Origin of the sequence: Cupriavidus basilensis (assembly GCF_008801925.2) — a bacterium.
In the GTDB taxonomy this organism is placed as follows: domain Bacteria; phylum Pseudomonadota; class Gammaproteobacteria; order Burkholderiales; family Burkholderiaceae; genus Cupriavidus; species Cupriavidus basilensis.
On the sequence record NZ_CP062804.1, the window covers coordinates 1,027,520 to 1,053,131 of the forward strand.

The 25,612-nt window shown below is 65.2% G+C and carries 25 protein-coding genes; 21 read left to right on the forward strand and 4 right to left on the reverse strand.

The features are described from left to right. Positions 1-72: 72 nt before the first annotated feature. On the reverse strand, positions 73-1,290 hold the full coding sequence (locus tag F7R26_RS25490; RefSeq protein ID WP_150993131.1) for a CaiB/BaiF CoA transferase family protein: 1,218 nt from the start codon (positions 1,288-1,290) through the stop codon (positions 73-75). Between the two features lie 81 nt (positions 1,291-1,371). Further along, the gene (locus F7R26_RS25495) at positions 1,372-2,328 is read right to left on the reverse strand and encodes a patatin-like phospholipase family protein (protein ID WP_150993129.1); all 957 of its coding nucleotides are present in this window, start codon (positions 2,326-2,328) and stop codon (positions 1,372-1,374) included. Between the two features lie 174 nt (positions 2,329-2,502). Between F7R26_RS25495 and poxR the strand changes: the two genes are divergently transcribed. From poxR to dmpG, 16 genes are all read left to right on the forward strand, one after another. Beyond that, on the forward strand, positions 2,503-4,197 hold the full coding sequence (poxR, locus tag F7R26_RS25500) for a phenol degradation transcriptional regulator PoxR (protein ID WP_193692246.1): 1,695 nt from the start codon (positions 2,503-2,505) through the stop codon (positions 4,195-4,197). Positions 4,198-4,415: 218 nt separating this feature from the next. Then, a complete protein-coding gene (locus F7R26_RS25505) occupies positions 4,416-5,561 on the forward strand; it encodes an IS481 family transposase (protein WP_193692081.1) in 1,146 nt (381 codons plus the stop codon). A 579-nt stretch (positions 5,562-6,140) separates the two neighbouring features. Further along, entirely contained in the window at positions 6,141-6,359 is a 219-nt protein-coding gene (locus tag F7R26_RS25510; protein WP_150987093.1) for a phenol hydroxylase subunit, read from the forward strand. 88 nt (positions 6,360-6,447) lie between these two features. Beyond that, a complete protein-coding gene (locus F7R26_RS25515) occupies positions 6,448-7,443 on the forward strand; it encodes an aromatic/alkene monooxygenase hydroxylase subunit beta (RefSeq protein WP_150987095.1) in 996 nt (331 codons plus the stop codon). A 10-nt stretch (positions 7,444-7,453) separates the two neighbouring features. Beyond that, positions 7,454-7,726, forward strand: a complete 273-nt coding sequence (locus F7R26_RS25520) for an MmoB/DmpM family protein (protein WP_006158557.1) — start codon at positions 7,454-7,456, stop codon at positions 7,724-7,726. 41 nt (positions 7,727-7,767) lie between these two features. After that, a complete protein-coding gene (locus tag F7R26_RS25525) occupies positions 7,768-9,282 on the forward strand; it encodes an aromatic/alkene/methane monooxygenase hydroxylase/oxygenase subunit alpha (protein WP_150987097.1) in 1,515 nt (504 codons plus the stop codon). A 32-nt stretch (positions 9,283-9,314) separates the two neighbouring features. Continuing rightward, complete coding sequence (locus tag F7R26_RS25530; protein ID WP_150987099.1) at positions 9,315-9,674, forward strand: phenol hydroxylase subunit P4; 360 nt, start codon at positions 9,315-9,317, stop codon at positions 9,672-9,674. Positions 9,675-9,702: 28 nt separating this feature from the next. After that, entirely contained in the window at positions 9,703-10,770 is a 1,068-nt protein-coding gene (locus tag F7R26_RS25535; protein WP_150987101.1) for an NADH:ubiquinone reductase (Na(+)-transporting) subunit F, read from the forward strand. Positions 10,771-10,783: 13 nt separating this feature from the next. Continuing rightward, positions 10,784-11,113 (forward strand): 2Fe-2S iron-sulfur cluster binding domain-containing protein, encoded by a 330-nt coding sequence (locus tag F7R26_RS25540; RefSeq protein ID WP_150987103.1) that lies wholly within the window; start codon positions 10,784-10,786, stop codon positions 11,111-11,113. A gap of 79 nt (positions 11,114-11,192) precedes the next feature. Then, positions 11,193-12,125: a catechol 2,3-dioxygenase gene (locus F7R26_RS25545; RefSeq protein ID WP_150987105.1), complete on the forward strand. Its 933-nt coding sequence runs from the start codon at positions 11,193-11,195 to the stop codon at positions 12,123-12,125. Between the two features lie 98 nt (positions 12,126-12,223). Next, positions 12,224-13,678: a 2-hydroxymuconic semialdehyde dehydrogenase gene (locus tag F7R26_RS25550; protein WP_150987107.1), complete on the forward strand. Its 1,455-nt coding sequence runs from the start codon at positions 12,224-12,226 to the stop codon at positions 13,676-13,678. Between the two features lie 8 nt (positions 13,679-13,686). Beyond that, positions 13,687-14,469, forward strand: a complete 783-nt coding sequence (gene dmpE / locus F7R26_RS25555; protein WP_150987109.1) for a 2-oxopent-4-enoate hydratase — start codon at positions 13,687-13,689, stop codon at positions 14,467-14,469. A gap of 32 nt (positions 14,470-14,501) precedes the next feature. Then, the gene (dmpH, locus tag F7R26_RS25560; protein WP_150987111.1) at positions 14,502-15,290 is read left to right on the forward strand and encodes a 2-oxo-3-hexenedioate decarboxylase; all 789 of its coding nucleotides are present in this window, start codon (positions 14,502-14,504) and stop codon (positions 15,288-15,290) included. 57 nt (positions 15,291-15,347) lie between these two features. After that, positions 15,348-15,539, forward strand: coding sequence for a 2-hydroxymuconate tautomerase (locus F7R26_RS25565; protein WP_150987113.1), 192 nt, complete (start codon positions 15,348-15,350; stop codon positions 15,537-15,539). 20 nt (positions 15,540-15,559) lie between these two features. Continuing rightward, positions 15,560-16,504 carry an acetaldehyde dehydrogenase (acetylating) gene (locus F7R26_RS25570; protein ID WP_150987115.1) on the forward strand — a complete coding sequence of 315 codons (945 nt, stop codon included), beginning with the start codon at positions 15,560-15,562 and terminating at the stop codon, positions 16,502-16,504. Between the two features lie 24 nt (positions 16,505-16,528). Further along, positions 16,529-17,581 carry a 4-hydroxy-2-oxovalerate aldolase gene (gene dmpG / locus F7R26_RS25575; protein ID WP_150987117.1) on the forward strand — a complete coding sequence of 351 codons (1,053 nt, stop codon included), beginning with the start codon at positions 16,529-16,531 and terminating at the stop codon, positions 17,579-17,581. Positions 17,582-17,628: 47 nt separating this feature from the next. Here dmpG and F7R26_RS25580 read toward each other — a convergent pair whose 3' ends face one another. Then, the gene (locus F7R26_RS25580) at positions 17,629-18,582 is read right to left on the reverse strand and encodes a GlxA family transcriptional regulator (RefSeq protein WP_150987119.1); all 954 of its coding nucleotides are present in this window, start codon (positions 18,580-18,582) and stop codon (positions 17,629-17,631) included. A gap of 124 nt (positions 18,583-18,706) precedes the next feature. Between F7R26_RS25580 and F7R26_RS25585 the strand changes: the two genes are divergently transcribed. Further along, the gene (locus F7R26_RS25585) at positions 18,707-19,528 is read left to right on the forward strand and encodes an SDR family NAD(P)-dependent oxidoreductase (protein ID WP_150987121.1); all 822 of its coding nucleotides are present in this window, start codon (positions 18,707-18,709) and stop codon (positions 19,526-19,528) included. 373 nt (positions 19,529-19,901) lie between these two features. Then, positions 19,902-20,633 (forward strand): sulfite exporter TauE/SafE family protein, encoded by a 732-nt coding sequence (locus tag F7R26_RS25590; RefSeq protein WP_170301913.1) that lies wholly within the window; start codon positions 19,902-19,904, stop codon positions 20,631-20,633. Between the two features lie 40 nt (positions 20,634-20,673). Here F7R26_RS25590 and F7R26_RS25595 read toward each other — a convergent pair whose 3' ends face one another. After that, entirely contained in the window at positions 20,674-21,669 is a 996-nt protein-coding gene (locus tag F7R26_RS25595) for a LysR family transcriptional regulator (protein ID WP_150987125.1), read from the reverse strand. Between the two features lie 227 nt (positions 21,670-21,896). Between F7R26_RS25595 and F7R26_RS25600 the strand changes: the two genes are divergently transcribed. Genes F7R26_RS25600 through F7R26_RS25610 form a run of 3 tightly spaced genes read left to right on the forward strand, consistent with a single transcriptional unit; the run spans position 21,897 to position 25,422 of the window. Then, a complete protein-coding gene (locus F7R26_RS25600) occupies positions 21,897-22,868 on the forward strand; it encodes a Bug family tripartite tricarboxylate transporter substrate binding protein (protein ID WP_150987126.1) in 972 nt (323 codons plus the stop codon). 25 nt (positions 22,869-22,893) lie between these two features. Continuing rightward, positions 22,894-24,402 carry a M81 family metallopeptidase gene (locus tag F7R26_RS25605; RefSeq protein ID WP_150987267.1) on the forward strand — a complete coding sequence of 503 codons (1,509 nt, stop codon included), beginning with the start codon at positions 22,894-22,896 and terminating at the stop codon, positions 24,400-24,402. 27 nt (positions 24,403-24,429) lie between these two features. Further along, positions 24,430-25,422 (forward strand): tripartite tricarboxylate transporter substrate-binding protein, encoded by a 993-nt coding sequence (locus F7R26_RS25610; protein WP_150987128.1) that lies wholly within the window; start codon positions 24,430-24,432, stop codon positions 25,420-25,422. Positions 25,423-25,612 lie beyond the last annotated feature (190 nt).

Here is a 25,612-nt window from a genome sequence, read left to right on the forward strand (position 1 = left end):
ATTCCGGGCGTTGCGCGCCGCACGCACGGCAGCCAGCCTGGCGGCCAACCGAATGGCCAACCGAATGGCCAACTACAGGATTCCCCGCTCCCTCAAGCCCGCGACGTCCCCGTCGCTCAAGCCCAGTTCCGCCCGCAGGGCCGCATCCGTGTGCTCGCCCAGCATCGGCGGGCAGCGCATCGCCACGGGCGTGGCCGAGAACCGCATCGGGCTGCGCAGGCTCGGCACATCCACGCCGCGCCCGTGCGGCAGTTGCACCAGCAAGCCCCGATGCTTCACCTGCGCATCCTCGAACACTTCGTCGAGCTCGTTGATCGGGCCGCCCGGCACGCCGGCGCGTTCCAGCGACGCGAGCAGGTCTGCGGCGTTCCAGGTGGCCACTCGCTCGGCAATCGTCTCGCGCAGCGTATCGCGGTTGGCAACCCGGTTGGCGTTCTGCATGTAACGCGGATCGGACGCGAGCTCGGGCATGCCGAGCAGTTTGCACAGCGCGGCAAACTGGCCGTTGTTGCCGGAGGCAATGATCAGGTGGCCGTCGCGGCAGGCAAAGACCTCGGAGGGCGCGGCCACGGGATTGCTGTTGCCGGCGCGCCGGGGCAGCTTGCCGGTCATCTGGTAGCCCAGCGCCAGGTGGCCATTGACGGCGACCGAGGCATCGAGCATGGCGGCGTCGATGTACTGGCCTTCGCCGGTGGCCTGGCGGTGGTAGAGCGCGCCTAGCAGGGAGACGGTGGCGTACAGGCCAGTGAGGATGTCGGTGATGGGAATGGCGGTGCGCATCGGCTCGCCGCCGGGGCTGCCGTCCGGCTGGCCGCAGGTGCTCATCAGTCCGGCCATGCCTTGCAGGATGAAGTCGTAGGCCGGGCGGGCCGCGTAGGGGCCATCGGGGCCGAAGCCGGTGACCGAGCAATAGATCACATCGGGGCGTACCGCGCGGATGGACTCGTAGTCCAGGCCGTATTTCTTCAGGCTGCCAGCCTTGTAGTTTTCCACCACCACATCGCAGCGGGCGGCCAGCTGGCGTACCAGCTCGGCGCCCTCGGGCTGGGAGATATCGATGGTGAGCGACTGCTTGCCGCGGTTGCAGGCCAGGTAGAAGGCGGAGTCGTTGGTGGCCGCGCCCTGCGCGTCGGTCAGGAACGGGCCCATCTTGCGAGTGTCGTCGCCGTCGCCGGGCTTCTCGATCTTGTAGACCGTGGCACCCATGTCGGCCAGGTTTTGCGTGGCCCATGGGCCGGCTACCACCCGCGTCAGGTCGAGTACCTTGATGCCGTCGAGAATTGCGCTCATGTGCTTGCCACCCGGAGGATTGAGATCCCGCATCATTCGCCGGATTGGCCGGCCACGCAATTCGCCAATGCCAAAGCCGGCTTACTGCGGGGCGGAAGCGTGCGTGTGGCCGGACCCTTGTGCGGGATGCCCCGGGTGCGCCGGGTGCGCCTGGTGCGGATCGAAGTCGCAGCTCGGGTTGGCTTCGTCATGCGAATGCGGGGACAGCGCGCCGGGGATGTGCCGGCTGCTGAGCCCGTCGGCGTTGAGCCAGGCCAGCGTGGCCGCGGCGGCGCGGTCGATCAGCGTGCCGCACTGGGTGTAGTCGTAGGGGGAGACGTCGAGCGGGCACAGTGGCGGGACGACCGAGATGTGCGCGTGATCGGCCCAGCGCTCCAGGTCCTGCACCAGCTGGCGCGCCACCAGCAGCGACAGCGCGTTGAAGGCATGGTCGATGGGGCCGCGCGGCTCGCGCCGCCGCGCGCAGGCAAAACCTGCCGGCAGCACGACCACGCGCGTGGCGCCCAGGCGGATGGCGGTCGACACCGGCGTGTTGTTGGCCACGCCGCCGTCGATCAGTTGCCGCCCGCCCAGCGACACCGGCGGAAACACGCCGGGGATGGCCGCACTCGCCAGCACCGACTGGACCAGGCTGCCGGAGGACAGCACCACCTCCGCGCCGGTGGCCATGTCGGTGGCCACCACGTACAGCGGCACCTCGGCACGCTCCATTGCCATATCGCCAAAGTGGCGCGACAGCAGGCGCTGCAGCGCGGCGGAGTCGACCAGGTGGGCGCGCTGCCCGCGCAGCATGCCAAACAGGCTGCGCCACGACCACGGCATCACCTCGGCCCGGCGCAAGCCGCGCCAGAGCGTCTCGAGCTGGCTGGTGCCGGCCACATGCGGGTTGCAGGCGTAGTAGGCGCCGTTGATGGCGCCGGCCGAGGCGCCGATCACCATGTCGGGTTTGACACCCCACGCCACCAGCTCGCGCAGCATGCCGGCCTCGATGGCGCCGAGGCTGCCGCCGCCGGCAAAGACAAATGCGGTTTTTTCCATGGGCTGTGGTGCAGTGCATTAAAGCGGAGATCGCTGTCAAGGAAAGGATAGGCGACATTGCGCCGGCATGACAGGCACACGTGGGGCTGGCGGGCGCGGATGGCACATAATGTGCATGCAGTGCCAGGAAAAGCACGCGCGCCGACGGTGTCCTGGCCGCCAAGAGAGGAGACAATGAGCAGTTCAACCGACAAGTTTTCGGCCACCATGCGCGATGGCCTGGCCCATCTCGCGCGGCGTCTGCGCTTTGCCATGGAGGAGGGCTCCATCTGGCTGGACGAGCAGCGCATGATCCTGATTCATACCGCTGCGCTGGGCGCCTTGCGCAAGGAATTGGTGGATACCCTAGGCATGGAGCGCGCGCGCGGCTTGTTCATGCGCATGGGCTTTCATTCCGGCATGCGCGACGCGGAGCTGGCCAAGAAGCTGCGCCCGGGCGACAGCGACTTTGGCCTGCTCGAGATCGGGCCCTGCCTGCACACCATCGAAGGCGTGGTGCGGGTGACGCCGGTCAAGGTGAACATCGACATCGCCGCGGGCATCTACGACGGCGAATTCCTGTGGGAGGACTCCTTCGAAGGCGACGTGCACCGGCAGTTGTTCGGTATCGTCGACGCGCCTGCCTGCTGGATGCAGATCGGCTACGCCACCGGCTACACCTCGGCCCTGATGGGCCGCACCATCCTCTACCGCGAGGTCGAGTGCATTGCCTGCGGCTCTGATCACTGCCGCATCGTCGGCAAGCCGCTGGAGGCGTGGGAGGACGGCGCCGAAGTGCTGGCGCTTTACCAGCCCGACCCGGTGATCGAGACCATCCTGGAGTTGCAAAGCGAGGTCGAGCACCTGCGCGCCTTGCAGCGCAGCACCGACAAGCCAGCCGACCTGGTGGGCAGCTCGCCCGAGTTCCGCGCTGCCTGGGGCCTGCTGCAGCGCGCCGCCGGGAGCAGTGTCACGGTGCTGCTGCTGGGCGAGACCGGTGTTGGCAAGGAGCGCTTTGCGCAAGCGCTGCACGGCGTGAGCGCCCGGGCCGACAAGCCCTTCATCGCGGTCAATTGCGCCGCGATTCCCGATGAGCTGATCGAGGCCGAACTTTTCGGCGTGGAGAAGGGCGCCTTCACGGGCGCGCACCAGTCGCGCCCGGGCCGCTTCGAGCGGGCGCATGGCGGCACCCTGTTCCTGGATGAGCTGGGCGAGTTGTCGGCGTCGGCGCAGTCCAAGCTGCTGCGCGTGCTGCAGGAGGGCGAAGTAGAGCGCGTGGGCGGCACCGAGCCGCGCAAGGTGGATGTACGGCTGGTGGCAGCCACCAACGTGGACCTGGCCGAAGCCGTGAAGCAGGGCACCTTCCGCAAGGACTTGTATTACCGGCTCAACGTCTACCCCGTCACCATTCCGCCGCTGCGCGAGCGGCTCGACGATATCCGCCTGCTGGTGGAACGCTTCGTGGCCCGCTACGGCGCGCGCCACGGCAAGAAGATCGTCGGCATCACCGACCGCGCGCTGGCCGAGCTGCGCCGCTACGACTGGCCGGGCAATGTGCGGGAACTGGAGAACGTCATCGAGCGCGGCGTGATCCTGGCCAGCAATGGCGGGCAGATATCAGCGGACCACCTGTTCCTGCCGACCAGCGCGCCGCCTGGCATGGATACCGCGCCGCGCCTTGGCGTCAAGGGCACCTTGCCCGAACTGCGGGAGGCCGCCGTGCATGGCTTACTTGATCATATGGCTGAGCAGCAGCTCGCGCTGGGCGATGTGGAGACGGTGTTGATGGAGGCAGCCATGCAACGCGCTAATGGCAATATGAGCCAGGCGGCGCGGTTGCTGGGGATTACGCGGCCGCAGTTGGCGTATCGGTGGAAGACGAGGGGGTAAGGGGGTAAGGGGGATTTGGTGGCGGTGGTCGCTGTTTTGGGGCTTTCGCTGTTTCTTTTAGCGGCGATGGTTATTGCACCCAAAGGCCATACGACATCCCCCTGCGGGGGCTGCCGGTCACTCTTCTTTGCGTCGGTGTATAGACCGGGGACATAGGTGACGGGTGTGCGAGGACATGGTTGACACTTTCGGGCAATGAATCTGCCCGGAATCCGACCATGCCTTGGAGCACGCGCGACACCATGAGCCTTCGTCAAGAATTCATCCTTCTGGCCCAGCAAGAGGGCAGCAATCGCCGCGAGTTATGCCGGCGTTTCAGCATCAGTCCCCAGACCGCCTACAAATGGCTCGCGCGCTATGCCGAGCAAGGCGAGGCCGGTCTGGTCGACCGCTCTCGGCGGCCCAGTCGCAGCCCGGAACAGACCCACGCCGACCTTGAACAGGCCGTGATCGCGCTTCGCCAGCAGCATCCTGCCTGGGGCGGGCGCAAGATCAGCCGCCGCTTGCAGGACCTGGGGCATACCGAGGCGCCGGCTCCCAGCACTGTCACCTCGATCCTGCATCGCCACGGGCTAATTACCCCGGAGGCCTCCGCCAAATCGGTGGCATGGCAGCGTTTCGAGCATCCCGAGCCCAACCATCTCTGGCAAATGGACTACAAAGGCTGGTTTGCCACCCGAGACGGCGTGCCGTGTTACCCGCTGACAGTGCTGGACGACCATTCCCGCTTCAATATCCTGCTCACGGCCTGCACCAGAACCCAGACTGCAGTGGTGCAGCGCCATCTGCGCGAGGCTTTCCGTCGTTATGGGCTGCCGCTGCGCATCAACGCCGACAACGGTGCGCCCTGGGGCAGCCCTTCCCAACCCGGCCAGCTCACGGCCCTGGCGATCTGGTTGATTCGCCTGGGCGTACGCCTGAGCCATAGCCGCCCCGCGCACCCACAAACCAATGGCAAGGATGAGCGGTTCCACCGCACCTTTAAGGCCGAGGTGCTCACCGGCAACGACTTTGCTTCCTGCCGTTATGCGCAGCGCGCATTCGATCGCTGGCGCGATGTCTACAACCAGCAGCGACCTCACGAAGCCCTTGGCCTGGCGACGCCCGTCACGCGGTATCGGCCCAGCCCGAGGCCATATCCGGAGCAGTTGCCGCCCATCGAATACGGCCCTGACGACACCGTAGTGCAGGTCAAATGGCACGGCGAGCTCTGTTTCCAGGGACGTCGCTTCAAGGTTTCGAATGCCCTAGCCAAGCTGCACGTGGCGCTGCGGCCTGACGCCAGACACAGCGGCAAATACGCCCTTTACTTCGCACATCATCGCTTCGGAAGCATCGACCTAAACGACCCGAATGCCGCTTAAAATGTGTCAACCATGTCCTCGCACATGTGTCACCCATGTCCCCGGTCTATACACCGACGCAAAGAAGAGTGACCGGCAGCCCCCGCAGGGGGATGTCGTATGGCCCTTGGGTGCAAAAACCAACGCCGATAAAACAAACAGCGATGCCCCCAGCAGGGCGGTTGGGTGCAAACGCCAACACCGTTCAAACAATCACCGCCACCCACCCCCAATGACCCATTTAATCATTTGATCCATCCACCAATCCCCCCAATCCAGTAACTCCCCGCTTGTTGCGCCGCATGCGCCCGCAATGCCTTCCCCCTCCTTCCTCTAACCCCCTTCCTTGTTGCGACGCCGCAGCCTTGCGAAGTCACACATTGCTCCCCGCAAACCGCCACCCGGCGCGGCTTTTCATCATTTGATCAAATGCCATCTCGCACTTGATCAATTGATTGAGCCGCGGCGCATGCGCCATTCCGGGTAAACGCGAAATCCGGCGCGGCCCGAATCCCGACGCGCCTTGTGGTGCCGTCGTTTGCGCCAGCTGGCACGCTCTTCGCAATAGAGGCCATACCGCCCATGCGAAGGAGCAGCGCCATGATCAACCAGTCGGTCCCCTTGTTTGAAGCCTCGCCCCGGTTCGTCCGCGTTGATGGCCGCACGCCCGAGGGCTTCGTGCAGTTCGCGTTCAGCGTGGCGGACCCCGAACTCAATGTCGAGCTGATCATGCCCGAGCCGATGTTCGAGGCCTTCTGCAGCGTCAACCACGTGCGCTTCCTGCCGCCGGAGATCCCCGCGCCCGATCAGGACGACTGAGCTCGGCCAGCCGCCACGCACCCAACCACGCACCGAACCACGCACTGAACCACCCACATAAAAACAGCAAGACCCAGGAGACCAAGCGATGCAAGTCGATATCAAGACCCAGCAGATCCAGCCGCTGCGCCAGACCTATGGCCATGTGGCGCGCCGCTTTGGCGACAAGCCCGCCTCGCGCTACCAGGAGGCCACCTACGACGTGCAGTCGGAAGTGAATTTCCACTACCGCCCGACGTGGGACTCGCAACACGAGATCTACGACAAGCGCCGCACCGCGATCGTGATGGCGGACTGGTACGCGCTCAAGGACCCGCGCCAGTACTTCTACGGCGCCTACGTGACGGCGCGCGGCCGCCAGCAGGACGCCACCGAGAAGAGCTTCGCCTTCGTGGAAAAGCGCGGCTTGCTGCAGGCGTTGCCCGCCGAATGGCAGGACCGCCTGGCCGACGGCCTGCTGCCGCTGCGCCATGTGGAGTGGGGCGCCAACATGAACAACTTCTATTGCGCCGACTACGGCTGGGGCACGGCCATCACCCAGGCCTGCACCTACTGCGCGATGGATCGCCTCGGCATTGCCCAGTACCTGTCGCGCATCGGCATGCTGCTTGATGGCAACACCGGCGTGGCGCTGGAGCGCGCCAAGGTGGCCTGGATGGAGAGCGCGGCGTGGCAGCCGATGCGCCGGCTGGTCGAGCGCAGCTTTGTGATCGAGGACTGGTTCGAGACCTTCGTTACCCAGAACCTGGTGCTCGACGGGCTGCTGTATCCGCTGGTGTACCAGCACGCCGACGCGGCCATCGTGCGCGCCTGCGGCACCGGGCTGGCGGTGCTGACCGAGTTCATGAACGACTGGCGCGAGGAGCACGCACGCTGGGTCGACGCGGTGATCCAGACCGCCGCGGCAGAGTCCGATGCCAATCGCATGCTGCTGTCCGGCTGGGCCCGCGCCGCGCGCGCGCAGGTGGCCGAGGCGCTGGTGCCAGTGGCCAACACCTTGCTGGGCGAGGGCGGCGAGCAGGTGGTGGCGCTGTGCGTGGAACAGTTCGACGTGCGTCTTAACAAGCTTGGCCTTGCCGCCTGAGGAAACCGCCATGACCGCCAACGTCTATATCGCGCTGCAGAGCAACGACGACACCCGTCCCATCATCGAGGCCATCACCGAGGCCAACCCGCACGCGGTGGTGTCGCAGTTTCCCGCCATGGTGAAGATCGACGCGCCGGGACACCTGACCATCCTGCGCGAACTGGTCTCCGACAAACTCGGGCGCGACTGGGACCTGCAGGAGATTCACCTGAACCTGATTTCGCTGTCGGGCAACATCGACGAAGACGACGACGCCTTCACCCTGCACTGGAACGCCTGAGGCGGCCCGCCCACCGCAAAGACAAACGGAGACAAAACATCATGGACGCACGCAAGAAGCTGAACCTGCGGGAAAAATACGCGACGATGACGCGCGACCTCGGCTGGGAAACCACCTACGAGCCGATGGACAAGGTCTTTCCCTACGACAAGTACGAAGGCATCAAGATCCACGACTGGGACAAATGGGAAGACCCGTTCCGCATGACCATGGACGCCTACTGGAAATACCAGTCGGAGAAGGAGCGCAAGCTGTACGCGATCATCGATTCGTTCGTGCAGAACAACGGCCACCTCAACGTCTCGGACCCGCGCTACCTGAACGCGCTGCGCCTGTTCCTGACCGGCGTGACGCCGCTGGAGTACGCGGCGCACCGCGGCTATGCCCACCTCGGGCGGCACTTTCGCGGCGCCGGCGCGCGGGTGGCGGCGCAGATGCAGTCGATCGACGAGCTGCGCCACGCCCAGACCCAGATGCACACGCTGTCGGTCTACAACAAGTACTTCAACGGCTTCGGCGAATGGCAGCACATGCACGACCGGGTCTGGTACCTGTCCGTGCCCAAGTCCTATTTCGAAGACGCCATGAGCGCGGGGCCGTTCGAGTTCATCACCGCGATCTCGTTCTCCTTCGAGTATGTGCTGACCAACCTGCTGTTCATGCCCTTCATGTCGGGTGCGGCCTACAACGGCGACATGGCCACGGTGACCTTCGGCTTCTCGGCACAGTCCGACGAATCGCGTCATATGACGCTGGGCCTGGAAGTGGTGAAGTTCCTGTGCCAGCAGGACCCGGACAATATCCCCATCCTGCAGAAGTGGCTGGACAAATGGTTCTGGCGCGGCTTTCGCCTGCTTACGCTGGTCGGCATGATGATGGACTACATGCTGCCCAAGCGCGTGATGTCGTGGGCGGAAGCCTGGGAGATGTACTTCGAGCAGGCCGGCGGCGCGCTGTTCAAGGACCTGGAGCGCTACGGCCTGCGCATGCCCAAGTACCACGAGGTGGCCACCAAGACCAAGGACCGCATCACCCACGAGGCCTGGGGCACCTTCTACAACTACGCCGCCGCGGCCGGCTTCCATACCTGGGTGCCCAAGCAGGACGAGATGGCCTGGCTGACGGAGAAATATCCCGACACCTTCGCGCGCTACTACAAGCCGCGCCTCGACTACTGGCAGGAACGCCAGCAGCAAGGCGAGCGCTTCTACAACGCCACGCTGCCGATGCTGTGCCAGACCTGCCAGATCCCGATGGTGTTCTCGGAGCCCGACGACCCCACCCAGACCTGCTACCGGGAGAGCAGCTACCACGGCATGCGGTTCCACTTCTGCTCGGACGGCTGCAAGGACATCTTCGATGGTGAGCCGCAGAAGTACGCGCAGGCATGGTTGCCCGTGCACCAGATCTACCAGGGCAACTGCGGCGGTGGATCGCTGGACGACGTGCTCAAGTGGTACCGCATCAACCCTGGCGCGGACAACCTGGATTTCGAAGGTTCGCAGGATCAGAAGAACTGGAACGCCTGGAAGGGCGTGCCTGGCACGGCCGCCTGAGCGGCCGGCATACAAGAGATAAGGAGACCACCATGTCCGTCGTATCCATTGGCCCCTACGCGTTCGAGCCCGCCGACCGCGAAGCGGTGTTCCACGGCAACCGCCTGCTCTATATCGGCTGGGACCGCCACCTGCTGTTTTGTGCGCCGCATTGCCTTCCCTTGCCGCCGTCGATGCGCCTGCGCGATGTCGTGGAGAACGTGCTGCCGGGCGTCTACGGCTATCACCCCGACTTTGCCCGCATCGACTGGAGCCGCGTGGCGTGGCTGCGCGGCGGCGAGCCCTGGCAGCCGGACCTTGACCGCACGCTGGAAGAGAACGGCCTGGGCCACAAGGCGGTGATCCGGTTCCGCACACCGGGGCTGGATGGCATTGGCGGCAGTGGCAGCTAACAGTGGCAGCTAAGGTAGGAGACACAAGATGTATTCCCTGACCATTGAACCGATCGGGCAGACCATCCCCATCGCGCCGGGCCAGACCGTGCTGGATGCTTGCCTGCGCAACGGCGTGTGGCTGCCGCACGCCTGCTGCCACGGGCTGTGCGCCACCTGCAAGGTGCAGGTGGTGGAGGGCGAATTCGAGCATGGAGAGGCCTCCAACTTCGCGCTGATGGACTTCGAGCGCGACAGCGGGCAGTGCCTGGCCTGCTGCGCCACCGCGCAGTCCGACATGGTGATCGAGGCCGATATCGAGGAAGACGCCGACTCGCTCGGCCTGCCGCTGGCTGACTATCGTGCCGAGGTGGTGGAGGCCCGCGCGCTGACCCCCACCATCCGCGGCATCTGGCTGCGCGTGAAGGGGGGCGCCGCGGCTGCCTTCCAGGCCGGCCAGTACCTCAACCTGCGCGTGCCGGGCTGCGACCAGCCGCGTGCGTTCTCGCTGGCCAACCGTCCCGGCGATGACCTGGTGGAGCTGCATGTGCGGCGGGTGGAAGGCGGGCAGGCTACCGGCTACCTGCACGATCAGTTGTCGGTGGGTGACGAACTCGGGTTTTCCGCGCCTTACGGCCGCTTCTTCGTGCGCAAGTCAGCGCAAAAGCCGATGCTGTTCCTGGCGGGCGGCTCGGGCTTGTCCAGCCCGCGCGCCATGATCCTGGACATGCTGGCCGCCGGCGAGACCCTGCCGATCACGCTGGTGCAAGGCGCGCGCAACCGCACGGAGCTGTACTACGACGAGGCGTTCCGTGCACTGGCCGGCGCGCACCCCAACTTCCGCTATGTGCCCGCGCTCTCCGACGAACCGGCGGACAGCGGCTGGGACGGCGCGCGCGGCTATGTGCATGACGTCCTGCACGGCCTTTACGCCAATGGCGCGACCGCCGACTTCCGGGGACACAAGGCCTATCTGTGCGGCCCGCCGCCGATGATCGAAGCCTGCATCCGCACGTTGATGCAGGGCCGGCTGTTCGAGGAGGACATCCACACCGAGAAGTTCATCTCGGCCGGCGACGCACAGAACAGCGCGCGCAGCCCGCTGTTCAAGATCTGATGGAGGGCGCGGCATGCATACCGTCGAGATCGCGGGAAGCGGCCAGTGCTACCCCTGCGCGCCGGAGCAGAACCTGCTGCGCGCCATGGAAGCCCTGGGCAAGCGTGGCATTCCCGCGGGTTGCCGGGGCGGTGGCTGCGGGGTGTGCAAGGTGCGCATCGAGGCTGGCCGCTACCACACCGGCAAGATGAGCCGCGCCTGCCTGTCGGAGGCGGAGGAGGGGAGTGGGTTTGTGCTCGCCTGCAAGACCTTCCCCGACAGCGATATCCGGCTGCAGCCGGTGGCGTTGCTGCAGCGCTGCCTGGACAAGCAGCGGGCGCGGCAGGACGCAGCGCAAGCGTAGTTGAACAAGCAGCAATAAATGCAGCAATAAATGCAGCAATACAAGATGGACCAATAACCCCATCATCAAGGAGACAGTCATGGCATTGACAGGCGTATTGCGCCCGGGGCACGTGGCACTGCGCGTGCTGGAACTCGAACCGGCGCTCAAGCACTACACCGAGGTTCTCGGGCTGATCGAAACCGCGCGCGACGACAAGGGCCGCGTCTACCTGAAGGCCTGGGACGAGCACGATCACCACAGTGTGGTCTTGCGCGAGGCCGACAGCCCGGGCATGGACTACATGGGCTTTCGCGTGGATAGCGGCCGCACGCTGGAGCGGCTGGCCCAGGAGGTGGAGCAGTCCGGACTCGCTTCGGACTGCCAGTGGATTCCCGCCGGCGAGCATCCGCGCACCGGCGTGCGCTTTCGCTTCACCATTCCCACGGGACATGCCATCGAACTCTTCGCCGACAAGGACAAGCTGGGCTGCCTGACCGGCGACAGCAACCCCGACCCGTGGCCGGACGACCTGCGCGGCATGGCGCCCAGCCGCTTCGATCATTGCCTGCTGTACGGCGATGACCTGGATGGCACGGTCAAGCTGTTTCGCGACGTGCTCGGCTTCACGCTGGCCGAGGAGGTGGTCGCCGGCCCCGACAAGATGATGATCGGCGCCTTCCTGACGTGCTCCAACAAGGCGCATGACATCGCCTTCATCCGGCATGCGGAGAAGAACAAGTTCCATCACGCCTCGTTCAACCTGGACAACTGGGGCGAAGTGCTGAAGGCCGCGGACATTATCTCCAAGAAGGACGTGTCGCTCGATATCGGGCCGACGCGGCATGGCATTACACGCGGCGCGACGATCTATTTCTTCGATCCTTCGGGCAACCGGAACGAGGTCTTTTCTGGCGGCTATATCCACTATCCGGACAAGCCGACCATCACATGGACGGACAACGAGCTGGGCCGGGCGATCTTCTATCACGACCGCAAGCTGAACGACGCGTTCCTGAATGTACTGACCTGATCCCCGTCCCTCTCCCACTGCGTGGGAGAGGGGAGCAATACGAAAGACGATAGGTAGCAAGGCAAAGCGGCGCACCCTGCCGCACCAAGCGAGACAACATGAAAGAGTTCAAGAACTTCATCAACGGCGAATGGGTGGCCACCAACCGCCAGTTCGATGACCGCAACCCGGTCGACAACAGCCTGATCGCCCGTGTGCACGAAGCCGGCCAGGCCGAGGTCGATGCCGCCGTCGCGGCGGCAAAGCAAGCGCTGAAGGGCCCGTGGGGCAAGATGACCGTGGCGCGGCGCGTCGAGATATTGCACGCGGTGGCCGACGGCATCAACCGCCGCTTCGACGACTTCCTGCAAGCCGAGATTGCCGACACCGGCAAGCCGCACTCGCTTGCCAGCCACATCGACATCCCGCGCGGCGCCGCCAACTTCAAGGTGTTCGCCGACCTGATCAAGAACGTGCCGGCAGAGAGCTTCGCCATGGCCACGCCGGATGGCGGCGAGGCCATCAATTACGCGGTGCGCTCGCCGCGTGGCGTGATCGGCGTGGTGTGCCCGTGGAACCTGCCGCTGCTGCTGATGACATGGAAGGTCGGCCCGGCGCTGGCGTGCGGCAACACGGTGGTGGTCAAGCCATCCGAGGAAACGCCCGCGACCGCCACGCTGCTCGGGGAGGTCATGAACGAGGCTGGCGTGCCGCCGGGCGTCTACAACGTGGTCCATGGTTTCGGCCCGGATTCCGCCGGTGCTTTCCTGACCGCGCACCCGGATGTGAACGGCATCACTTTCACCGGCGAGACCCGTACTGGCGAGGCCATCATGAAGGCGGCCGCCAATGGCGTGCGCCCGGTGTCGTTCGAGCTGGGCGGCAAGAATGCCGGCATCGTGTTCGCCGACGCGGATTTCGACAAGGCAGTGGCCGGCATCACCCGCTCGGCCTTCGAGAACAGCGGCCAGGTTTGCCTGGGCACCGAGCGCGTCTACGTGCAGCGGCCCATCTTCGCGCGTTTCGTCGCGGCGCTCAAGGCCAGGGCCGAGGCCCTGCGCATTGGCAGGCCGAATGACGAGGGCGTCAACATGGGCCCGCTGGTGTCGCTGGAGCACCGCGACAAGGTGCTGTCCTACTACCGCAAGGCGGTGGATGCGGGCGCTACCGTGGTCACCGGCGGCGGTGTGCCCGAGATGCCCGGCGCGCTGGCCGAGGGCGCCTGGGTGCAGCCCACCATCTGGACCGGCCTGCCGGAGGACTCGGCGGTGATCCGCGAGGAGATCTTCGGCCCTTGCTGCCATATCGCGCCGTTCGATACCGAGGAGGAAGCCATCCGCCTCGCCAACGATACGCCTTACGGGCTGGCCGCCACCGTGTGGACGTCCGACCTGGGCACCGCGCACCGCATGGGCAGCGCGCTGGAGGTGGGCATCTGCTGGATTAACGCGTGGTTCCTGCGCGACCTGCGCACCGCCTTCGGCGGCGCCAAGCAATCCGGCATCGGCCGCGAGGGCGGGGTGCATTCGCTGGAGTTCTATACCGAGCTGCGCAATGTGTGCGTGAAACTTTGAGGCAGGCCATGAGAACCGAAGACATTGTTGAGATCGGCACGCGCCTGCATCAGGCGCTGGATCAACGCCAAGCCATCGCCCCGCTGACCGAGCGCTACCCCGAACTGTCCATTGACGACGCCTACCGTATCCAGCTGGCCATGGTGCAGCACCGCCTGGACGCCGGCGAGCGCGTGATCGGCAAGAAGATCGGCGTGACCAGCCGGGTGGTGATGGACATGCTAGACGTGCGCCAGCCGGACTTCGGGCACCTGCTGTCCGGCATGGTCTACGGCGACGGCGCCGCCATTGCCGCCGATACGCTGATCGCGCCCAAGGCCGAAGGGGAAATCGCCTTCGTGCTCAAGGAAGACCTGGAAGGTCCCGGCGTGACCAACGCCGATGTGCTGCGTGCCACTGCCTACGTGCTGCCGTGCTTCGAGATCGTCGACTCGCGCATCCGCGACTGGAAGATCCGGATCCAGGACACCGTGGCGGACAACGCATCGTCCGGCGTGTTCGTGCTGGGCGACGCCGCCGTGGACCCGCGCGGCCTTGACCTCGGCACCGTTGGCATGACGCTGGAGAAAAACGGCGAGATCGTCGCCACCGGCGCGGGCGCCGCGGCGCTCGGCCACCCGGCCAACGCCGTGGCGTGGCTGGCCAATACGCTGGGGCGCCTTGGCATCGGGCTGAAAAAGGGCGAGGTGATCCTGTCTGGCTCGCTGGCCGCGATGGTGCCTGTCCGGGCCGGTGACCAGCTTCGTATCAGCCTGGGCGGCATCGGCTCAGCCGGCGTGCGCTTCATTTGATCGGATTCCATACAGCAGCCCAGGACTACGCCATGCACCTTACCCAAGACACCATCCAGCAGCTCGCCGAGCATCTGGAAAACGCCGAGCTCAACCGCGAGCCGGTGCGCAAGATTACCGACACCCATCCCGATATGGACTGGGATGATGCCTACGCCATCCAGGACGCGATCCGGGCGCGCAAGCAAGCGCGCGGCACCCGCATTGCCGGCCTGAAGATGGGGCTGACCTCGTTTGCCAAGATGCGCCAGATGGGCGTCACCGATCCGGTCTATGGCTTCCTGACCGACTACGGCGCCTGCATGGACGGTGGCGCCATCGACACCGCAGCGCTGATCCATCCCAAGGTGGAGGCCGAGATTGCCTTCGTGCTCAAGCATCCGCTCAAGGGGCCGGGCTGCCATATCGGCGACGTGCTGGCCGCCACCGATTTTGTATTGCCGGCGGTGGAGGTGATCGACTCGCGCTATGAGAACTTCCGCTTCGACCTCAAGAGCGTGATCGCCGACAACACGTCGTCGGCACGCTTTGTCGTCGGCGGCACGCATCGCAGCGCCGAGGGGATCGACCTGAAGAACCTTGGCGTGGTGCTGGAGAAGAACGGCGAAGTGGTCGCCACCGCCGCCGGCGCCGCCGTGCTCGGCCACCCGGCCAGCAGCGTGGCCATGCTGGCGAACATGCTTGGCGCGCGTGGGCGCGAGCTGCCGGCGGGCACCTTCATCATGACCGGCGGCGTGACCGAGGCCATCGCGGTGGCGGCCGGCGATAGCATCACGGTGCGCTACCAGCACCTGGGCACGGTGTCGATGCGCTTCGTTTGAACCGAACCAGAACCGAACCAGAACCGAACCAGAACCGAACTGAGCAGGACAAACACCATGCCCATCATGCAAGTCTTTTTGATCGAAGGCCGGACCGATGAACAGAAGGCCCGCCTGATCCAGGCGCTGACCGACGCCGCCGTGGAATCGATCGGCGCGCCGGTGGAGTCGGTGCGGGTGATGATCACCGAAGTTCCCAATACGCAATTCGGCATCGCGGGCAAGACCGCGAAAGCGCTCGGCCGCTGAAGCGGCAACGGAGAATCAGCATGGACATGAGAACAAGCGGCAAGCACAAGGTAGCCATCATCGGCTCGGGCAATATCGGCACCGACCTGATGATCAAGGTCATGCGCCACGGCCGGCATCTGGAGATGGGCGCGATGGTCGGCATCGACGCCGCTTCCGATGGCCTGGCCCGGGCCGCGCGGCTGGGCGTGCCCACCACGGCCGAAGGCATCGAAGGCCTGGTGAGGATGGCCGGCTTTGGCGATATCCGCATCGCCTTCGACGCCACCTCGGCCGGCGCCCACGCGCATCACAACCAGATCCTGCAGCGGCACGGCATCCAGGTGATCGACCTGACCCCGGCCGCGCTCGGGCCGTACGTGGTGCCGGTGGTCAACCTGGACCAGCAGCTCGGCGCCAGCAATATCAATATGGTCACCTGCGGCGGCCAGGCCACCATCCCGATGGTGGCGGCGGTGTCTCGCGTGGCCAAGGTGCATTACGCGGAGATCGTGGCCTCGATCTCCAGCAAGTCCGCCGGGCCGGGCACGCGTGCCAATATCGACGAATTTACCGAGACCACCAGCCAGGCGATCTGCTCGGTGGGCGGCGCGGCGCGCGGCAAGGCCATCATCGTGCTGAATCCGGCCGAGCCGCCACTGATGATGCGCGACACGGTGTTCACGCTGTCCGAGGACGCCGACGAGGCGGCGATAGAGGCCAGCGTGGAGGCCATGGCGAAGGCGGTGCAGGCCTATGTGCCTGGCTACCGGCTCAAGCAGCGGGTGCAGTTCGAGCGCATCGATCCGTGCGCGCCGTTGAATATCCCGGGGCTGGGGCGGATGAGCGGGCTAAAGACCTCGATCTTCCTCGAAGTGGAGGGCGCCGCCCATTACCTGCCGGCTTATGCCGGCAACCTCGACATCATGACCAGCGCCGCGCTCGCCTGCGCCGAGCGCCTGGCGCAAACACGGCTGGCTGCGTAAGCGGCGGGCGCACGGAGACAAGACATGACCCAGCAAGCCACGCAGAAGAAACTCTATATCTCGGATGTCACGCTGCGCGACGGCAGCCACGCCATCCGCCATCAATACAGCCTGGCCGACGTGCGCCGCATCGCCGCGGCGCTGGACGCCGCCAAGGTGGACTCGATCGAAGTCGCGCATGGCGACGGGCTCGCCGGCTCCAGCTTCAACTACGGGTTCGGCGCGCATACGGACCTTGAGTGGATCGCGGCGGCGGCAGAGACCGTCCGCCATGCCAAGGTGGCCACCTTGCTGCTGCCCGGCGTAGGCACCGTGCACGACCTGCGCGCCGCGTACGATGCCGGCGCGCGCGTGGTGCGGGTTGCCACGCACTGTACCGAGGCGGATGTCTCGCGCCAGCATATCGAGTACGCGCGCAACCTGGGCATGGACACGGTGGGCTTCCTGATGATGAGCCACATGACCACGCCCGCCGCGCTGGCGCAGCAGGCCAGGCTGATGGAGAGCTATGGCGCCGAGACCGTCTACGTGGTGGATTCCGGCGGCGCGCTCAATATGAACGACGTGCGCGACCGCTTCCGCGCCTTCAAGGACGTGCTCAAGCCGCAGACCCAGACTGGCATGCATGCGCACCACAACCTGAGCCTGGGCGTGGCCAACTCCATCGTCGCGGTGGAAGAAGGCTGCGACCGCATCGACGCCAGCTTGGCCGGCATGGGTGCGGGCGCCGGCAACGCGCCGCTGGAGGTGTTCATCGCCGCCGCCAGCCGGCTCGGGTGGAACCACGGCTGCGATCTCTACACGCTGATGGACGCCGCCGACGAGATCGTGCGGCCGCTGCAGGACCGCCCGGTGCGGGTGGACCGCGAGACCCTAGCGCTGGGCTATGCGGGCGTCTATTCCAGCTTCCTGCGCCACGCGGAGGCAGCCGCCGGGCGCTATGCGCTGAAGACCGTGGATATCCTGGTGGAACTAGGCCAGCGCCGCATGGTGGGCGGGCAGGAAGACATGATCGTCGACGTGGCGCTGGACCTGGTGGCGCGGCGCGAGGCGGCACAGGCGCGCATCACGGCGTAAGCGCCCCGCCCGGCCGATGGGAGGCGGTCCGATAGGGGCGCCAGCACTCAAGCCTCCATCGGCTCGTCCTCCCCGCGCGCCATGCGCCGGATCGCCTGCGGCGGTTGCCCGAACGCCCGCAGGAACGCGCGCCGCATGCGCTCGCGGTCGCCAAAGCCGGTCTCCTTGGCCACCACATCGATCGGATGGCGCCCGGACTCCATCATCAGCCGCGCGGCCTCGATGCGCAGGTGCTCCACCGCCTTGGCCGGGGTTTGCCCCGTTTCTTCACGGAAAGAGCGGCTGAACTGGCGCGGGCTGAGGTGCGCCGCTTGCGCCAGTTGATCGACGGACAATTCGGCGTGCAGGTTCTGACGGGCAAAGGCGAGCGCGGACTGGATGCGATCGGACTTGGGCTCAAGCTCGAGCAGCGCCGAGAACTGCGATTGCCCGCCGGCACGGCGGTGATAGACAACAAGCTTGCGCGCGACCGTGCGCGCGGCTTCGGCCCCGGCGTCTTTCTCGACCAGCGCCAGGGCCAGGTCGATGCAGGCGGTCATGCCGGCGGAGGTCCAGACCGGCCCGTCGATGATGAAGATGCGGTCCTCCTCGACGCTGACCGCGGGATACGTGCGCCGGAACCGGGCGGCGTAAAACCAATGCGTGGTGGCCCGGCGGCCGTCGAGCAGCCCAGCCTCGGCGAGGTTGAAGGCGCCCGTGCAGGTGGCGCCGATGCGCCGCGTGGCGGGCGCCGCCTTTTGCAGGAAGGCCACCAGGCCGGGTGACGCCGGCTGGATATCGTTGTCGCCCACCACCAGCAGCGTGTCGAACGCGCGGTCATCGAATGCCTCCGTGGTGACGCAGAAGCCTGCCGAGGTTGGCACCGGCCCGCCTTGCTCGGACAGCAGGTGGACCGCGTAGAGCGGTTTGGCCGCGTTGAGATTGGCGAACTCAAGGACTGTGGTGACGCCCAGGTTCATGACCTGGAAGCCGGGATAAAGGACGATTCCGACATGCAGCATAAGGAGCTCCCACAGATGGCATAAAAGGTGGCATCTATGACATTGTTGCCATCGGAGTATGCACCTAATCTTCGTTCCGTGGTGGCCGGCAACGGGCCGGCAGCACCGAAATCGGAGAAAGAACATGACCGCATTGACAGCAACCTCGGGAATCCATCCGCATCAAGGCACCGCCGTGATTACCGGCGCGTCTTCAGGGATCGGCGCCGTCTACGCGGACCGGCTCGCCCGGCGCGGCTACGACCTGATCGTGGTCGCCCGCAACCGCGACAGGCTGGCCACGCTGGCAGAACGCCTGACCAGCGAGACGGGACGCTCGGTGGAGATCGTGACCGCGGATCTCGGCGCCGATGCCGATGTCCGCCGCCTGGAGACACTGCTGCGCACCGACGCCAGCATCACCATGCTGGTCAACAACGCGGGCATCGGCGCGGCGGGGCCGCTGCTCCAGTCCGATGCCGACAAGATGGCCGCGATGATCGCGCTCAATGTCACCGCGCTGACCCGGCTGACCTACGCCGCCGCGCACGGCCTGGTGGCGCGCGGCAAGGGGACGATCATCAACATTGCCTCGATCGTGGCGGTCGCCCCGGAACTGCTCAACGGCGTCTACGGCGGGTCGAAGGCCTTCGTGCTGGCCTTTACGCAATCGCTGCAGCATGAACTGGCGGACAAGGGCGTGCGCGTGCAGGCCGTGCTGCCCGGTGCGATCCGTACGGAGTTCTGGGATGTCGCCGGCCGGGCGGTGGAGAGTTTGCCGCAGGACTGGGTGATGAGCGCGGACGACCTGGTTGACGCGGCCCTGTCCGGGCTGGACCTGGGGGAGGTGGTGACGCTGCCGTCGTTGCCGGACGCGGCGGACTGGCACGCCTTCGAGGCTGCCCGCGCGGCGCTGGGACCGAACCTGTCGCGCAGCGTGCCGGCGGCGCGCTTCAGGGCCGCCTGAAAGACGGTCGCTGCAGAATGCACGCCAGATAAGCGTATTCACATTGCGCACCCTTGGCAACGCGGCTGCCGTGGTTCATGCGACAGGCACGCGGTAGCTGGTCACCGCGTTTGTGTCCGGGCGGCTGATCTGCCGAAGCCAGGGAAAGGAAATCCCGGGGCGCGCCAATGCGATGGCCCCGGCAACGCGACGCTGCATGGCGCTCTCTTGTAAAAGTCCTCTGGCACCATCGATATGACGCCTCTGGCTCTATACGTGCGTCATGATTGTTGCGAATATGCTGGCCCTCTTCCAGGAGGTATGTCGTCTTGCGTGCACGGTAGCGATCGATCTTGCCTTCATGTTTTCTTGTCTACCGCGAATAAAGCGACACATGAGTTTTGTCGATTCCCCTTTCGTACTGGGATGTCTTGCATTGATCTGCATGGTGGCCGGTCTGGCTAAAGGCATGACCGGATTTGGCGGTGCGCTTGTCATGGCCCCCTTGTTCGGCTTGCTGATCCCCGCCCCCGAGGTCGGCGTCCTGATCGTGCTGATACATTTAGCGACCTCGCTGCAGGGCGTGCGCAATTGGGCTAGCGCGGCGCGCTGGCGCACTGTGATCCCGCTTGCGCTGATCGCGACGGGCTGCGCCGCCGTGACCACGCGTTGGTTGGTGAGCGAGAGCGGGGTCGATCTGCGTCGGATCGTCGCGGTCGCAGTCCTGCTGTCCACGTTGATGCATATCAGGGGCTGGCGCTGGCTTCACGATAGCGGCTGGCGCCCGACCTTTACCGCCGGCGCCATCAGCGGCGCGCTGACTGTATTGGGTGGCATCGGCGGTCCGCCGATCGTCTACTATCTCAATGGCATCGGGCAGGGCGCAGCACTGCGCGCGAATCTCCTCGCGTATTTCGCGGTGCTGTATGTCGGCGTGGTTGCCTTGTTTGTGGTCGAGCGTCAGGTTCACGCATCACAGCTCTATTCGACAGCGCTGCTTGTGCCGATGTTCGCCCTTGGCGTCTTTGCCGGGGAGCGGCTATGCAAGAGGCTACCCGCGCGCGGGCTCGAGCACATCGTGAGCGGTTTGCTACTGACTTCCGGCCTGATCGCATTGGTGGCATGAAGCGCTGTGTTGTCGTTACGGACACAAACTGAGCTTGGCCTTACGCAGGTTTCATCATTCCCACATTTGCCAGCCACGCTGACGAATCCGCTGGCATCGTCTCGGCGCGGCGCAGGATGAAATCGCGGAAGACGCGTGCCGGAGCGCGTGGCGCCAGTGCGCCGTTCCAAACCATGACGACTGGCTCTACCTGGCTTGCAAGCTTGAACGGAACCACCCGGGCCACATTTGCCGCCGCGAGCTGGGCGGCAATGCGTTCGGGATAAACGGCCAGGAAGTGTGCGGCCTGCAGTAGATTGACCGTCATGGCCACGTCGCTGGTGCGGATGCCGCGCTGCGGTGGTGGCAAGTCCAGGGCGCGCAAGGCGGTGTGCAGATGATGCAGCATGCGTGCCCCGTGCGCGGGGATGCACCATTGCTGGTCGACCAGGTCCTGCGCACTGATGTGCCCCTGCCTCAGTAGCGGATGCGTCGTGCTGGCGACGATGACCAGCTGCTGTGCCGCAATGACAGGCGAATGGCACAAATCCTTGCGATCGAGGCGCGGATCTTCATACGCAAACAATAGATCGAGTTCACCCTCCTCGACCTGGTTGATCAGCTCCATGATCCCGCCGTCGATCACGCTGACATCAACCCGTGGGTTGCATTCATGGAACGCGCAGATCAACTGGGCCAGGATCGGCTGGACCGATGTGGTCCTGTAGGCAATGCTCAATTGCCCCTGCGTTCCCTCGCGCACTGCTTGCAGGGACTCCGCCAGGCGGCTCAATTGCGCCGTCACCAATGTCGCGCCTTCAATCATTTCACGGCCAATCTGGGTGGCGCGCATGCCGCGCCGCCCGCGCTCGAACAAGGGCATGCCAACGATCGCTTCCACTTCAGCCAGTGTCTTCGACACGGCTGCGGGGCTAATGTGCAACTTCGTCGCGACTTCGGCGGCACTCTGCAGTTCGTCGAGCGCGAGGATGACACGAAAATGCCGAAACTTGAGGCGGGCGACGAGAGGGTGGACGGGAAGGACTGCGGATGGCATGGAGGACTCCGAGGGACGGTCTGCCGCGATCTGGTCAACGATTTTTGATTAACCAAACGATCAACATACATCAATTTTAATTCACTTTCGGTTGATATTGATCCGGCCTATAGTGGCCGCCGGGCTGTGCCATTGAGCATGCCCCTTCCATTGCAAGGTTGGATACGCAGCGTTGCTGTCTATGCGACACGGGGAAGCACAAAACCAAGAAGCGAGGAGCAGGGCAGGTGACCAAGTTCAGTTCGGCAATCAAGGCAGGCGTCGCGGGCGCCATCTTTCTCTGCGCAGGCTATGCGGCGGGTGCCGCTTGGCCGGACCACCCGCTGCGGCTGGTCGTGCCCTTTCCCGCGGGAGGTTCCTACGACATCGTTGCGCGTACCTTGTCTCAAAAGCTGGAGAAGAGGCTGGGGCAACCGGTGGTGGTGGAGAACATCGCGGGCGGCGCAACCGTGCCGGGCGTCACGTCGGCATTGAAGGACAAGGCAGAGGGCTATACCCTGCTGCTTGCCAGCGATGGCTCGCTCAACATCAATCAGCACGTGATCAAGGGCCTGCGCTACAACCCCGATACCGAGCTGACGCCCATCACCATGCTGACCACGGTGCCGCACTGGATTGTCGTGCGCTCCGACCGCAAGGAACACAGCTTGACGGAATTGACGGCTTTTATCCGGAGCAATCCGGGCAAGGTTTCGATCAGTATCAACGCCGTGGGCGGCGCGGCTCACCTGGGGCTGGCGAGCTGGAAACAGCGGAACGGCCTGGACTTCACCATCGTCCCCTATCGCGGCTCTCCGCCGGCAATGGCCGATCTCATTGGCGGCCAGACTGACGCGCATGTTGACGTGATCGGTTCTTCAGTTGCCTACGTTACCGACGGCAAAGTCAAGCCCCTGGCAACCTTGCAGAGCCAAGCCGTCACGCAGTTCCCGAAGCTCGAGACGCAAAAGGCCGATGAAGCGCTGTCGGTACGCGCCAACCTGGCACTGATGGTGAAGACCGGCACACCGCAGCCCATCATCGAGCGGCTGTACAAAGAGGTCAAGAGCAGCGTGGAAGAGCCCGACTTCATTGCACGTCTGCAGTCGCTGGCTTACGAGCCTGTGCTGACCCCACCCGCGCAGGCGCGCAAATTTCTCCAGTCCGAGTCCGCCCGCTATGGCGCGATCGCAAAGGCTGTCAATCTCGATGCGAACTGAAACCATGCCAACCAAGGATAAGAAGATGCGCTTTGTCATTGCCCTGATGCGGCATGAGACCAATACCTTTTCGCCGATCGCCACGCCGCTGTCGTCATTCTGCCGGGGCACGGGCGTGGACGGGCCGACCTCCGGTGAGGTTGCCATCCGCGCCTGCGAAGGCACCAACAATGCCGCCGCGGCCTTTATCGACATGGTGCGCAGCCAGGGCGACGAGTTCGTCATGCCGCTGCTGGCCAATGCCGTGCCCAGCGGCATCGTGACTGCGCAGGCGTTCGAATTCATGTGTGATTCCATCGTGGCGGCGGTTCGCGAGGGATGCGATGCGGTCATGCTTGACCTGCACGGCGCGATGGTGGCGCAGGGCTATCCCGATGCCGAGGGTGAGCTGCTCAGGCGTATCCGTGCCGTCGCACCTGACGTGCCCATTGCGGTAGCGCTGGACTTTCACGCCAACTTCAGCGATGACCTGGTGGGCAATGCAACGGCCATCGCAGGCTACTGCACCTATCCCCACATTGACGTGTACGAGACCGGCGCGCGCGCCGCGCGCACGCTGATGGCCGCCCTGCGGGGCGAGGCCCGGCCGGTCGTCCTGTCGCGCACCTTGCCGATGCTCACGCATATGCTGCGGCAGACCCCGCAAGAGCAGCCCATGAAGGACATCATGGAGCGCGCCATGGCGGCGGAGCGGGACGGCGAAGTCCTGAATGCCTCGGTGTTCGGCGGATTTCCCCTCGCCGATATTCCCCACGTCGGCCTGACCGTGGTGATCGTGGCCGATGCCGGGCGCGAGCAGGCCGCCCGGCAGTTGTTGGACGAATTAACGTCAATGGCCTGGGCGCGCCGCGCAGACTTCGTGTTCCCGATCGAGCCGATGGCGGAGTCGGTGGCGCGCGCCAAGACGCTCGACGGCGGCCCCGTGGTGCTGGTCGATCATGGCGACAACTGTGGCGCCGGCGGCCCTACCGACCAGATGAGCGTGCTGGCCGAAGTGATGCGCCAGGGACTGGACGATGTCGTGGCCGGCCCTTTCTGGGACCCGGCCGCGGTGGCGCAGATGATCGAGGCTGGCGTCGGGCAGCAGGTCACGCTTGCGGTGGGCGGGCGGACCGATATGCCCGCGTTGCAAATCAAAGGCCAGCCCTTGATGCTGACCGGGCGGGTGAAGTGCATTACCGACGGCAACTACCAGGTGACCGGACCGATGTTCACCGGGGTGCGGCTCAGTCTTGGCCGTGTGGCCGTGCTCGACGTGGGCGGCGTGCTGGTGATGGTTTGTGAGAAGCCGCAGGAGCCATTCGACACCGGCGTGTTCACGCATGCAGGCATCGACCTGGCGCGCAAGAAATACATCCTGATCAAGTCGCGCCAGCACTTCCGTGCGGGGTTCGGTCCGATTGCCAGGCATATCGTGCTGGTCGCGGGTCCGGGGGTGTGCAGTTCCGACTACAGCGTGTTTCCCTTCAAGAACCTCCGGCGGCCGATCTATCCGCTGGAACCGAATACCACGCTGGACTTGGCTACGGCGTAAGCCGCCACGACGACTGAGGACTCAGACATGCACAATCGCTTTTTCTTGCGCAAGCTGGCCGCCGCCTTCATCGCTGCAGCCGCCGCAGCGAGCATGCCGGCCACGGCCGTTGCTGCCGGCGCTGACACGCCCACCCGCATTGTCGTTGGATTCGCGGCGGGAGGCGCGCTGGACGTTTTCGCGCGTACCCTCGCGGAGAAACTGCGCGTCTCGCTTGGCGAAACCATCCTGGTAGAGAACCGGCCCGGGGCTTCAACCCAGCTCGCGCTCGAATCGGTGAAGCGGTCCGCGCCGGATGGGAAAACCATCCTTATCTCTCCCGCGCCGCCGTTCACCATCTTCCCGTTGACCTATAAGCGGCTGCCGTACGATCCAGACAAGGATCTGGTGCCCGTCGCCTATCTGGCGGACTTGCCGCTGGTTGCTTCCGCCAGCGTCAATCAGCCTTACAAGACGATGCCGGAATACGTCGCATGGGTAAAGCGCAATCCGGCCTCTACCGGGTTCGGGCTGGTCACGCTGGGGGGCACCGTGCACTTCGGCGTGCTTACGCTGCGCAAGGCCATCGATGTGCCACTGACACCAACGGCCTACCGTGGCGCGGCGATGATGCTGACTGACGAGATCGGAGGCACGCTGCCTGTAGGGGTCGATGCGATAGGCGGCCAGATGGAACTGCATCGGGCGGGAAAGATCCGCTTTCTCGGCGTGACGGGCACGAAGCGCTCGGCCTTGCTGCCCGATGTACCGACGCTGCGGGAGGCCGGCGTACCGGGCTTCGACATGGCATCGGGCTGGTACTCGGCTTTCGTGCCAGCGGGCACGCCTGCCGCGACTGTTTCGCGTCTTGAGAAGGCACTGCTGGATGCCGTGAAGGATCCTGAGGTGCGCGCCAAAATGGCGGCTCTTGGCATGGAGATGGCGGGACAGCCGGGCGCGCAAGCCCGCAAGATCATCCTTGGACAGCGCGCACAATGGAAGCCCGTTGTGGCTGCCTCTGGATTTACGGCTGACGATTGAGGCCGAGGAGCGCATGGACCACCGCACCGGCCAGCCTGCCTGACGCCGCGACGATAGGGAGGCCGGATATTCCGCCACACACCTGGTTCATTTGCATTGCAGGCAAGCAGCCACTTGTCTATTAGCCTGTTAATTTGCCACCAGTGAATGATGTCTTTTTCTATTGAATCCGCACTTAGAAGGAAGACCA

Bases quoted from the DNA above. Each gene is read 5' to 3' on its own strand.
- F7R26_RS25490 (WP_150993131.1), bottom strand. From the start codon at position 1,290: ATGAGCGCAATTCTCGACGGCATCAAGGTACTCGACCTGACGCGGGTG.
- F7R26_RS25495 (WP_150993129.1), bottom strand. From the start codon at position 2,328: ATGGAAAAAACCGCATTTGTCTTTGCCGGCGGCGGCAGCCTCGGCGCC.
- poxR (WP_193692246.1), top strand. From the start codon at position 2,503: ATGAGCAGTTCAACCGACAAGTTTTCGGCCACCATGCGCGATGGCCTG.
- F7R26_RS25505 (WP_193692081.1), top strand. From the start codon at position 4,416: ATGCCTTGGAGCACGCGCGACACCATGAGCCTTCGTCAAGAATTCATC.
- F7R26_RS25510 (WP_150987093.1), top strand. From the start codon at position 6,141: ATGATCAACCAGTCGGTCCCCTTGTTTGAAGCCTCGCCCCGGTTCGTC.
- F7R26_RS25515 (WP_150987095.1), top strand. From the start codon at position 6,448: ATGCAAGTCGATATCAAGACCCAGCAGATCCAGCCGCTGCGCCAGACC.
- F7R26_RS25520 (WP_006158557.1), top strand. From the start codon at position 7,454: ATGACCGCCAACGTCTATATCGCGCTGCAGAGCAACGACGACACCCGT.
- F7R26_RS25525 (WP_150987097.1), top strand. From the start codon at position 7,768: ATGGACGCACGCAAGAAGCTGAACCTGCGGGAAAAATACGCGACGATG.
- F7R26_RS25530 (WP_150987099.1), top strand. From the start codon at position 9,315: ATGTCCGTCGTATCCATTGGCCCCTACGCGTTCGAGCCCGCCGACCGC.
- F7R26_RS25535 (WP_150987101.1), top strand. From the start codon at position 9,703: ATGTATTCCCTGACCATTGAACCGATCGGGCAGACCATCCCCATCGCG.
- F7R26_RS25540 (WP_150987103.1), top strand. From the start codon at position 10,784: ATGCATACCGTCGAGATCGCGGGAAGCGGCCAGTGCTACCCCTGCGCG.
- F7R26_RS25545 (WP_150987105.1), top strand. From the start codon at position 11,193: ATGGCATTGACAGGCGTATTGCGCCCGGGGCACGTGGCACTGCGCGTG.
- F7R26_RS25550 (WP_150987107.1), top strand. From the start codon at position 12,224: ATGAAAGAGTTCAAGAACTTCATCAACGGCGAATGGGTGGCCACCAAC.
- dmpE (WP_150987109.1), top strand. From the start codon at position 13,687: ATGAGAACCGAAGACATTGTTGAGATCGGCACGCGCCTGCATCAGGCG.
- dmpH (WP_150987111.1), top strand. From the start codon at position 14,502: ATGCACCTTACCCAAGACACCATCCAGCAGCTCGCCGAGCATCTGGAA.
- F7R26_RS25565 (WP_150987113.1), top strand. From the start codon at position 15,348: ATGCCCATCATGCAAGTCTTTTTGATCGAAGGCCGGACCGATGAACAG.
- F7R26_RS25570 (WP_150987115.1), top strand. From the start codon at position 15,560: ATGGACATGAGAACAAGCGGCAAGCACAAGGTAGCCATCATCGGCTCG.
- dmpG (WP_150987117.1), top strand. From the start codon at position 16,529: ATGACCCAGCAAGCCACGCAGAAGAAACTCTATATCTCGGATGTCACG.
- F7R26_RS25580 (WP_150987119.1), bottom strand. From the start codon at position 18,582: ATGCTGCATGTCGGAATCGTCCTTTATCCCGGCTTCCAGGTCATGAAC.
- F7R26_RS25585 (WP_150987121.1), top strand. From the start codon at position 18,707: ATGACCGCATTGACAGCAACCTCGGGAATCCATCCGCATCAAGGCACC.
- F7R26_RS25590 (WP_170301913.1), top strand. From the start codon at position 19,902: ATGAGTTTTGTCGATTCCCCTTTCGTACTGGGATGTCTTGCATTGATC.
- F7R26_RS25595 (WP_150987125.1), bottom strand. From the start codon at position 21,669: ATGCCATCCGCAGTCCTTCCCGTCCACCCTCTCGTCGCCCGCCTCAAG.
- F7R26_RS25605 (WP_150987267.1), top strand. From the start codon at position 22,894: ATGCGCTTTGTCATTGCCCTGATGCGGCATGAGACCAATACCTTTTCG.
- F7R26_RS25610 (WP_150987128.1), top strand. From the start codon at position 24,430: ATGCACAATCGCTTTTTCTTGCGCAAGCTGGCCGCCGCCTTCATCGCT.